The sequence below is a fragment of the Burkholderia sp. APQ4-4ca genome (assembly GCF_057837105.1).
Genome location: NZ_JBYQCG010000011.1, coordinates 13579 through 23348 on the forward strand (window position 1 = coordinate 13579; position 9770 = coordinate 23348).

The 9770-nt window shown below is 65.4% G+C and carries 12 protein-coding genes; 6 read left to right on the forward strand and 6 right to left on the reverse strand.

The window, feature by feature from the left end:
- Positions 1–1029, forward strand: a 1029-nt coding sequence (yidC, locus tag AC3IFE_RS01320) for a membrane protein insertase YidC (RefSeq protein WP_489189363.1), incomplete at its 5' end; no start/stop codon positions are given.
- A 115-nt stretch (positions 1030–1144) separates the two neighbouring features.
- Here yidC and AC3IFE_RS01325 read toward each other — a convergent pair.
- On the reverse strand, positions 1145–1579 hold the full coding sequence (locus tag AC3IFE_RS01325) for a transcriptional regulator (RefSeq protein ID WP_050018236.1): 435 nt from the start codon (positions 1577–1579) through the stop codon (positions 1145–1147).
- A 338-nt stretch (positions 1580–1917) separates the two neighbouring features.
- On the opposite strand from AC3IFE_RS01325, the gene mnmE reads away from it, so the two are divergent.
- Entirely contained in the window at positions 1918–3312 is a 1395-nt protein-coding gene (gene mnmE, locus AC3IFE_RS01330; protein WP_489189364.1) for a tRNA uridine-5-carboxymethylaminomethyl(34) synthesis GTPase MnmE, read from the forward strand.
- A gap of 141 nt (positions 3313–3453) precedes the next feature.
- Here the strand turns inward: mnmE and AC3IFE_RS01335 are convergent, their stop codons facing one another.
- The 4 genes from AC3IFE_RS01335 to AC3IFE_RS01350 all read right to left on the reverse strand — a co-directional run bounded on the left by AC3IFE_RS01335 (position 3454) and on the right by AC3IFE_RS01350 (position 5736).
- Complete coding sequence (locus AC3IFE_RS01335; protein ID WP_179233428.1) at positions 3454–3618, reverse strand: hypothetical protein; 165 nt, start codon at positions 3616–3618, stop codon at positions 3454–3456.
- A 112-nt stretch (positions 3619–3730) separates the two neighbouring features.
- A complete protein-coding gene (locus tag AC3IFE_RS01340) occupies positions 3731–5089 on the reverse strand; it encodes a sensor domain-containing diguanylate cyclase (protein ID WP_489189365.1) in 1359 nt (452 codons plus the stop codon).
- A 109-nt stretch (positions 5090–5198) separates the two neighbouring features.
- On the reverse strand, positions 5199–5447 hold the full coding sequence (locus tag AC3IFE_RS01345; protein WP_489189366.1) for a DUF2795 domain-containing protein: 249 nt from the start codon (positions 5445–5447) through the stop codon (positions 5199–5201).
- Between the two features lie 118 nt (positions 5448–5565).
- Complete coding sequence (locus tag AC3IFE_RS01350) at positions 5566–5736, reverse strand: hypothetical protein (RefSeq protein ID WP_006489933.1); 171 nt, start codon at positions 5734–5736, stop codon at positions 5566–5568.
- Positions 5737–5886: 150 nt separating this feature from the next.
- On the opposite strand from AC3IFE_RS01350, the gene speG reads away from it, so the two are divergent.
- From speG to AC3IFE_RS01365, 3 genes are all read left to right on the forward strand, one after another.
- On the forward strand, positions 5887–6444 hold the full coding sequence (gene speG, locus AC3IFE_RS01355) for a spermidine N1-acetyltransferase (RefSeq protein WP_489189367.1): 558 nt from the start codon (positions 5887–5889) through the stop codon (positions 6442–6444).
- 487 nt (positions 6445–6931) lie between these two features.
- Positions 6932–7279: a surface attachment protein Sap1 gene (sap1, locus tag AC3IFE_RS01360; RefSeq protein ID WP_489189368.1), complete on the forward strand. Its 348-nt coding sequence runs from the start codon at positions 6932–6934 to the stop codon at positions 7277–7279.
- A 189-nt stretch (positions 7280–7468) separates the two neighbouring features.
- Positions 7469–8023 carry a YaeQ family protein gene (locus AC3IFE_RS01365; RefSeq protein WP_089468774.1) on the forward strand — a complete coding sequence of 185 codons (555 nt, stop codon included), beginning with the start codon at positions 7469–7471 and terminating at the stop codon, positions 8021–8023.
- A 31-nt stretch (positions 8024–8054) separates the two neighbouring features.
- On the opposite strand, the gene AC3IFE_RS01370 is transcribed toward AC3IFE_RS01365, so the two are convergent.
- Positions 8055–8468 (reverse strand): VOC family protein, encoded by a 414-nt coding sequence (locus AC3IFE_RS01370; protein ID WP_489189369.1) that lies wholly within the window; start codon positions 8466–8468, stop codon positions 8055–8057.
- Between the two features lie 431 nt (positions 8469–8899).
- On the opposite strand from AC3IFE_RS01370, the gene AC3IFE_RS01375 reads away from it, so the two are divergent.
- Positions 8900–9770, forward strand: an 871-nt coding sequence (locus AC3IFE_RS01375) for a bifunctional transcriptional activator/DNA repair enzyme AdaA (protein ID WP_489189370.1), incomplete at its 3' end; no start/stop codon positions are given.

The following is a 9770-nucleotide window of genomic DNA, read 5'->3' on the forward strand; positions in this document are numbered from 1 at the left end:
CTGGTGCGCGACAACACGGCCGTCGAAACGCCGATGTTCTCGCACACGTTCCTCGGGCCGGCGGTCTACACGGACGCGAAGCACTTCCAGAAGATCAACTTCAGCGACCTCGACAAGAACAAGGCCGACTACGTGAACTCCGCCGACAACGGCTGGGTCGCGAGGGTGCAGCACTACTTCGCGTCGGCGTGGATCCCGCAGCAGGGCGTGAAGCGCGACATCTACGCTGAGAAGATCGATCCGACGCTGTATCGCATCGGCGTGAAGCAGCCGGTCGCCGCGATCGCGCCGGGCCAGTCGGCCGACGTGCAGGCGCGCCTGTTCGCCGGTCCGGAAGAAGAGCGCATGCTCGAAGGCATCGCGCCGGGCCTGGAACTCGTGAAGGATTACGGCTGGGTGACGATCATCGCGAAGCCGCTGTTCTGGCTGCTCGAGAAGATCCACAGCTATGTCGGCAACTGGGGCTGGTCGATCGTGCTGCTGACGATCCTGATCAAGGCCGTGTTCTTCCCGCTGTCGGCTGCCAGCTACAAGTCGATGGCGCGCATGAAGGAAATCACGCCGCGCATGCAGGCGCTGCGCGAACGCTTCAAGAGCGATCCGCAGAAGATGAACGCCGCGCTGATGGAGCTGTACAAGACGGAGAAGGTCAATCCGTTCGGCGGCTGCCTGCCGGTCGTGATCCAGATCCCGGTGTTCATCTCGCTGTACTGGGTGCTGCTCGCATCGGTCGAAATGCGCGGCGCGCCGTGGATTCTGTGGATTCACGACCTGTCGCAGCGTGACCCGTTCTTCATCCTGCCGGTGCTGATGGCCGTGTCGATGTTCGTGCAGACGAGCCTCAACCCGACGCCGCCGGACCCGGTCCAGGCGAAGATGATGAAGTTCATGCCGATCGCGTTCTCGGTGATGTTCTTCTTCTTCCCGGCCGGTCTCGTGCTGTACTACGTCGTGAACAACGTGCTGTCGATCGCGCAGCAGTACTACATCACGCGCAAGCTCGGCGGCGTGAAGAAGAAGCCGGCCTGACGTTCGCTGCATTCGCGGGTGGCCAGCCGCCCGCGATGCTCGCAAAAAAAGCCGCATGGTTCGTGACCATGCGGCTTTTTGTTTTCCTGGCGGTGGCGCGTGCGGCTGCTGCCGTTCAGGCCTTCTTCGCTTCGAGTTTCGGATCGCCGTAGAACTGCTCGACCAGTTCCTGCACGAGGTAACGCTGATGCGGAGATAGCGCCTCGATCTTCGATGCGAGTTCGATCGTCTCGGGCGTCGGCGGGTAGCGTTCGTCGCGCGGCAGCGGTTGCGGCGTCGGATGTTCGACCACGCTCGGCGACGGCCCGTAATGCAGCCAGTGCACTTCGACGCGTAACCATTCGGCCAGCGTTTCGAGTTTGTCCGACGTCGGAATCGTGCGGCCCGTCAGCCATTTGTGCGCGGTTTGCGGCGAAACAGGATGCGTTCCGCGGTGACGCAGATTGAATCGGTTCGCCAGTTCCGTCGCGCCCGTGACCTTCTCCGGGCTGCGCCGCAGGGCGAATTTCAGGCGTTCCGAGAACGCGGCTTTTTCTTCGGATGTCGGCATGAGGGAGATTGTGCAATTCCATCGCCGCGTCCCAGACAACCATATGGGATAAACGTATCTCTTTCAGACGAATCCCAACCCTGATCAGGATGATCGATGAAATTGAGGGACGTAGTGCCGAGCCTCTCCCGCACACATACTTGTCCGAAACGGTGGGCGGCTCATCACGCTGGTCTGATACTCGGCTTATCCCCGTCGGGATAAATTCGGGCATGTCCGAATCCGGCGTCGCGGCCGGTGGCGCGTGAGCCGGCACGCTACAATGCCGGCGTTCCGATGCCCGAATTGTTGCGCGGGCGCACCATTGACTCGCCGATTACCCGATTTCTCGAATTCCCATGCTCGCTACCGATTCCGATCCGATCGTCGCCATTGCCACTGCTGCCGGCCGGGGCGGCATCGGCGTCGTCCGCGTGTCGTTCGGGCGCGGCGGCGAGGCGGCCGCGCTGCCGCTGATCGACGCGTTGTGCGGGCAAAAGCTCGTGCCGCGCCATGCGAGCTACGTGCCGTTCCTCGACGCGCATGGCGCGCCGCTCGACCGTGGGATCGCGCTGTATTTCCCGGCGCCGCATTCGTACACCGGCGAGCACGTGCTGGAGCTGCAAGGGCATGGCGGGCCGATCGTGATGCAGCTGCTGCTGCAGCGCTGCCTGGATGCGGGGCGCGGCTTCGGGCTGCGGCTCGCGGAGCCGGGCGAGTTCACGCGGCGCGCATTCCTGAACGACAAGCTCGATCTCGCGCAGGCCGAGGCCGTCGCCGATCTGATCGAGGCCAGCACCGAGGCGGCCGCGCGCTCGGCCGGGCGTTCGCTCGACGGCGCGTTCTCGCGGCAGATCCACGCGCTCGTCGACGACGTGATCACGCTGCGGATGCTGGTCGAGGCGACGCTCGATTTTCCGGAGGAGGAAATCGACTTCCTGGAAGCGGCCGACGCGCGCGGCAAGCTCGCGAAGATCCGCGCGCAACTCGCCCACGTGCTCGGCGATGCGCGGCAGGGCGCGCTGTTGCGCGAAGGGTTGTCGGTCGTGCTCGCGGGGCAGCCGAACGTCGGCAAGTCGTCGCTGCTGAATGCGCTGGCGGGCGCCGAGCTGGCGATCGTCACGCCGATCGCCGGCACGACGCGCGACAAGGTCGCGCAGACGATTCAGGTCGAAGGGATTCCGCTGCACATCATCGATACCGCGGGGCTGCGCGAGACGGAGGACGAAGTCGAGCGGATCGGCATTGCGCGCACGTGGAGCGAGATCGAGCGCGCGGACGTCGTGCTGCATCTGCTCGATTCGCGCACGGGAATGACGCCGGACGACGAAGTGATCGCCGCGCGGTTTCCGGGCGGCGTGCCGGTGGTGCGCGTGTTGAACAAGACGGATTTGACGGGCGTGCCGGCGTGTGTCGAGCATCCGGCGGCGGAAGGCGATCTGACCGAGGTGCATCTGTCGGCGAAGCGCGGCGACGGGATCGACATGCTGCGCGCGGAGCTGTTGCGGATTGCCGGGTGGCAGGCGGGGGCCGAGGGCGTGTATCTGGCGCGCGAGCGGCATCTGATCGCGCTGCGGGCCGCGCAGGAGCACCTGGCGCAGGCGGCGGATCATGCGGAGCAGCGCGCGCAGTCGCTCGATCTGTTTGCCGAGGAACTGCGGCTCGCGCAGGAGCAGCTCAATGCGATTACCGGGGAGTTCACGTCGGATGATCTGCTGGGGGTGATTTTCAGCAGGTTTTGTATCGGGAAGTGAGCGGACGCTGAACCGTACGTTGCCGCGGCCAGCGGCGTGTCGTCGAGTACGAACGGCATGGGCGCTCATGCATCGTCATTGCCGGATGCCGAAACGAATTCGAACATCCGGAAGGATGATGCAATGCTCGGCCGGGAGGCCTCAATCCCAATGCCGATGATGGTGATAATACCCGCCCCCACCGTAATACCCGCCACCATCCGGCACCACGATACAGCCGCTCAACAACACGGCGACGCCGGCAATCAGCAAAAGGGCCTTCTTCATCGCGTTCACCTGCTCGGGGTTCAATATGAAACCCAGCATAGCGAGCGGCTCCGGCCCGGGCTGTAAGCGATCGTATCCCCGCGCCGCAATCCGTAACGGTGGATTATTCCGGTCACAATGACCGTAACAATTGGCCAAACAGCAGACGTTTTCAGGCGACGACGACCCGGTTCCGCCCCGTATCCTTCGCCCGATACAGCGCGGCATCGGCGGTTTCGATCAGCGCGTCCGGGGTCGACAGATCGTCGGCCGACGCGGTCGCGCAGCCGACGCTGACGCTCACGCGTCCGGCCGGCGAGTCGGGCATCGCGAGGTCGAGCCGCAGCACGGCGTCGCGCACTTCGTCGGCCACCACCCGCGCACCGCGCGCGCCGGTGTTCGGCAGCACGATCGCGAACTCCTCGCCGCCGTAGCGCGCGACGATGTCGGCCGGCCGCCGCACCGCGCCGGCCAGTGCGTTCGCTACGGCGATCAGGCACGCATCGCCCTTCACGTGACCGAACGCGTCGTTGTACGCCTTGAAGTGATCGACGTCGACCATCAGCAGCGACAGCGGTTCGCCCTGCCGCCGCGCCTGCAGGAACAGCGTGTGGAAATGATCGTTGAAGTGGCTGCGGTTGAACGCGCCCGTGAGCCCGTCGCGCGCGGAAGAGCGGATCAGCGTCGCGTGCGCTTCGAACAGTTGCTGATACAGCATCGTCACTTCCCACGCGAGCACGCATACGAGCACGCCGGGCGTGAACATGCTGAACAGGCGCGCGACATACCAGCCGACCGTGAAGCGGTGGGTGGACAGCAGGTTCAGCGTCGTATCGGTGAGGCACGCGAGTACCGCGATCGCGAGCCAGAGGTCGAGCGTCGTGCGCAGCCGGCCGGTGACCAGCACGGCCACGAGCGCGAGCACATTGAGGATCCATACGACGAGCGCGATGCCGTTGACGGGCAGCACGGCCGCGTCGCCGGGCGGATGGAACGCGGGCGGCAGCGACACGTTCAGCGCGATCGCGCACAGGAGCGCCGCGGCGACGGCCGGGCCGCCGACGAGCGCGAGCGTCCAGCGGCGCGTCTCCTTCGCGCCGACCGGGGCGCGCGTGAGCCGCTCGCGGGCGAACAGCGCGGCCATCACGAAGCACGGAAAGCCGGCATGCCAGAAGATCCACATCCATGCGGCGCTTTGCGGGCGCGCGCCGAGCAGGCCATGCGGCGCGAACACGCCGGGAAAGGTGAGCAGTTGCAGCGCGACGGCGAGCGCGGTGAACGCATAGGCGCCGCCGAGCGCACCGAGCACGGGCTGGCGCGTGACTGTGAATTGCGCGCCGAGGAAGAACGCCGCGATGCTCGCGGTCGTGAACACGGTGAGCGCGCACATCGGCATGAACGGCTCGACGGCCGGCAACGCGACGTTCGCGTGCGGCGCGGCGATCCCGAGCGTGAGCAGGATGACGAGCGCCGTCAGCGCGCCGAACCACAGCTGACGCTGCGTCGTGTGCTGGATCAGGATGCCTTCCATGGGGTCCCCCGGACATGCGTGCGAAGCGCCCGATCTTGCGCCGGGCGGCACGCATCCCGATCGCGGCGCGACCGGTGCGGCCCGATCCTATCGCGTTATTGGCCTGCGCTCAAATGCCGAGCCCCGGGCCGAAGTTGCCGGCGACCCAGCGCGTGACGGTGTCGACGTCCGCATAGTCCTGTTCGGGCAGGCCGTCGAGCATCGACAACACTTCGTTGCTGGCGCCGGCGTCGCGCGCGGCATCGACGATCGCATCCTTGTTCGCCGGATAGCGGACGACCGCCAGCACATCGGCGATCTGCAGGTCGATCGTTTCGTTCGGGACATCGTGCGGGGGAATGGCGGGCTTGTCGTTCACGTCGGCGTCTCGCGGGTTGGGCGGGAATCGGATCGGGCGCAAGGGCTGTGCCCGCGTCGCATGTTATCCGGCCCCGGTGGGCCGGCCGGCGCGAGCGGCGAATCGGCGGTGATCTAAGTCAGTGCCCGCGCCGCACACGGCGCCACGGATGCTTCCAGTCGATGTGCGGGGCGTTCTCGTCGCGCGGATGCTGGCGACGATGCTCCTGCCACAGTTCGTCGGAAAACAGCGCAGCCACGATGACGAGCGGCAGCACGAGGAAAATTCCGAGGATGACTTGCTCGATCACGATAGCCTCCTTGCGGTGGCAGGAACCCTTGCTCCCATTCTAGGCTCTGAACTGCGCCCGCGTTCAAATTCTTACAGTGCAAAACGGGCTCGAACGCGGCCGTGACGCCCGGGCGTTCCGCGCCGCGCCGGCATCAAAAAGGACACGACCATGCAACTCCAGAACGATACCAACACGCTCGCGCTGCGGCCGCTGGAGCGCCAGGACCTGCGCTTCGTCCACGAGCTGAACAACGACGCGAAGATCATGCGCTACTGGTTCGAGGAGCCGTACGAAACCTTCTCGGAACTGTCGCAACTGTACGACCGCCACGTGCACGACCAGCGCGAACGCCGCTTCGTCGCGGTCGATGCGCAAGCCGAACTGGTCGGCCTCGTCGAGCTGATCGAACTCGACTACATTCACCGCCGCGGCGAGTTCCAGATCATCATCGCGCCGCAGTGCCAGGGGCGCGGCTACGCGGGCCAGGCGACGCGCCTCGCGATCGAGTACGCGTTCAAGGTGCTGAACATGCGCAAGCTTTACCTGATCGTCGATACGTCGAACGCGGCGGCGATCCACGTGTACGAGAAATGCGGATTCCAGCACGAGGCCGAATTGAAGGAAGAATTTTTCGGGAATGGCGCGTATCACAACGCTTATCGCATGTGCATCTTCCAGCGCGATTATTTCGAACGTCAGCAAATCGGGCTGAATAAAGCAGGGTAAACACCACACGGACGAAAGGTGCTGGCGACGGGGGCGCGGAGCGCCGAATGGTGCCGAGAACTACGGATAAATACGGGGGCGCTTATACCTGGCATTTTTCTTGTATCAGGCAAATGCGATTGCGCGCGGCGGTAAATTCGAATCGTTTCGGATGACTTTATGTGCAACGCATCAAAATGATCCGGATAGCGAAATGGATTATCCAAACCGTTCAATCGTCGCAATGTAAATTTTATGAAAGCCTTGTCGGATAACGGTTTCCGCCCGGCGGCGAAGGCCGATCCGCGGTTTGGCGGCGCTTGCCGCACGCGCCGGTCGCGCCAAAAGCAGCCCGCGCACGGGGTGCGACAATCCGCCGCTATTGCGGTCGCACAACAAATGTGCTTGCTATCGTTTACCGGTCTTCTAAAGTGAAAAACGCGGGTTCACGATCACCTTTAAACACATAGCTAACCCAGCCTGGTGCCCGCAAGCCTGGAGACAGAACATGATCAAGCGTACCGGTGTCCTTTTTGCCCTTGTCGGCGCATTTTGCGCTGTGTCGATTGCCCAGGCCGGCGGCGATTCGGTCGTCAAGCCGAAGCAGGAAATCCAGCTGACGAAGAACGCATGGGGCTGCCTGTCGAAAGACAATCTGGATTCCGTACTGAATCACGAACGTGACGGCAAGTCGCAGGCGAAGCAGCAGTATTTCGACGACTTCCGCTGCCTGTCGGTGCCGGAAGGCCAGCGGTTCCGCGTGGTGACGGTCGACCAGGGCGACGTGCAGTTCGTCAGCGCGGACAACAGCGACCAGCAAGGTCTCTGGACCGATTCGCGCTTCGTCAAGCAGTAAGCGTCCTCTCATCGCGCAGTCGCACGACGCGCGAACGCGCCGGCCCGACGAGCGGGCGGCGCGCCCCGAACACGGCCCGGCGTATGCCGGGCCGTTGCGCTGTGAATCGCGCATGGCGCACGCCGGGCGGCGCGCATTCGGTATCATCACGGCCCGACCGAACCGAATGCCCGCCCGGGCCGCATCCGCATGGCGCTGAAATCCACGATCTACAAAGCCGAACTGCAAATCGCCGACATGGATCGGCATTACTACGCCGATCACGCGCTGACGGTGGCGCGCCATCCGTCGGAAACCGACGACCGGATGATGGTGCGCATCGTCGCGTTCGCGTTGTTCGCGCACGAGCGGCTCGAATTCTGCAAGGGGCTGTCGGACGTCGACGAGCCCGACCTGTGGCAAAAGGACCTGACGGGCGCGATCGACGTGTGGATCGAGGCCGGTCAGCCGGACGAACGGCGCATCTCGAAGGCGGCCGGCCGCGCCGGGCAGGTGACGGTGATCGCGTACGGCGGCAAGACGTCGGATATCTGGTGGCAGGGCGTGCGCGGCAAGGTCGAACGGCTGCGCAACGTGCAGGTGCTGTCGCTTGCCGACGGCGTCGCGGCCGCGCTCGGGCAGCTCGCTGAGCGGACGATGCGCCTGCAGTGCACGGTGCAGGACGGCGCCGCCTGGATCTCGTGCGCCGACCACGATCCGGTCGCGGTCGAATGGACGGTGCTGAAGGCGCGCGACGGCGCGTAAGGGTCCGCAAGGGCCCGCGCGCCGGCCGCGGTCAGCCGAGCGCGGCCGGCGGCCCCTTGAATTCGACCATGTTCCCTTCGGGATCGAACAGGTAGATCGACGGCCCGTAGCCGCCGGCGCCGTAGCGTTCCGCCGGCGCGCCCGGCCGCGCGCCATGCGCGGCGAAATGGGCGATCAGTGCGTCGGGATCGAACGGCTCGACGCGCAGGCACAGGTGATCGAGATTGCGCCCGGTGCCGGGCGGGCCGCTGTCGGGGCGGTCGATCGGGCCGCCGACCGTCAGCAGGTCGATCAGCGCGTCGCCTGCGCGCAGTTGCACGAGGCCCAGATCGGGCTGCTCCTTCTCCACATGGCAACCGACGGCATCGCAGTAAAAGCGCGTCATCGCCGCCATGTCGGCCACGCGCAGCACGATGTGATCGATTCCGCGGATGGTGGGTTTCATGAGCGGGGACTCCTTCGCAGTCGACGAGCATCGAGTGTAGACGCATCGCGCCTGCGCTGCCGGTCGGAACGCGGCACAATCGACGGACGAAAAAAAGCCCGTTCACGCAGTGCGGAACGGGCTTAATCCATATCAGGAGGAGACATGGAGGAGACAGTTCCAACTATACACACGGTGATGGTGCGACGCAATATTCCGATTGCAAAAAAACGTCAGGACGGCGATTTGTCGCATCCGCACTGCAGCAAAACGGTGACGGGACGATGACGAAAACCGTGCTGGAGCGGCCGCCGCGCGCGTTTTCGTCGGATTTATTTCGATCGATGCGGCCCCGATTCACCGGCACGAATCACAGAGCAAGATTCAGGGCGCGACGGCATGTGCCGATGCCTAGAGTAGGCACCATCTACACTACAGAGTGCGAGGTTCAGATGAAAACCGCCTATTCGACCGACGATGCCCGCTGGGGCGCCGTGACCCAGCGCGATCCGCATGCGGACGGCGCGTTCTTCTACGCCGTCCGCACGACCGGCGTGTTCTGCCGCCCGACGTGCGCGTCGCGGCAGCCGCGCCGCGAGAACGTGTCCTTTTTCGCCGATCCGGCGGCCGCCCGCGCGGCCGGCTTCCGGCCCTGCAAGCGCTGCCAGCCGGAAGGGCTGCCGCGCGAGCTGGAAATCGTCAACCGTGCGTGCGCGGTGCTCGACGCGCAGGCCGAGCGGCTCACGCTACAGCAGTTGAGCGACGCCGTGCACGTGAGCCCGTTTCATCTGCAGCGGCTCTTCAAGCGCGTGGTCGGCGTGTCGCCGCGGCAGTACCAGGCCGCCCAGCGCGGCGCCGCGTTGCGGCAGGCGCTGCAAAGCGGGCAGCCGGTCACGCAGGCGGCCGTCGACGCAGGGTTCAACTCGCCGTCGCGGCTCTATGCGTCGGTGCCGCGCGAGCTGGGGATGGCGCCGTCCGCGTTCCGCCGTCAGGGCGCCGGCCTGCGGATCGACTATGCGACCGCGTCGACGTCGCTCGGCACGGTGCTCGTCGCCGCCACCGAACAAGGTATCTGCCGGATCGCGTTCGGCGACGACGCGGCGTCGCTCGTCGGCGAGCTGAAGGACACGTTCGCACGCGCCGAACTGGTCGAAGCGGCCGCGCGGCTCGCGCCGTTCGTCACGCAGATCCGCGCGTACCTGGACGGTACGCGGCACGCATTCGATCTCCCGCTCGACATCGCGCCGACCGCGTTCCAGCAGCGCGTGTGGGAAGCGCTGACGCATATCCCGTACGGCGAAACGCGCAGCTATTCGGAGATCG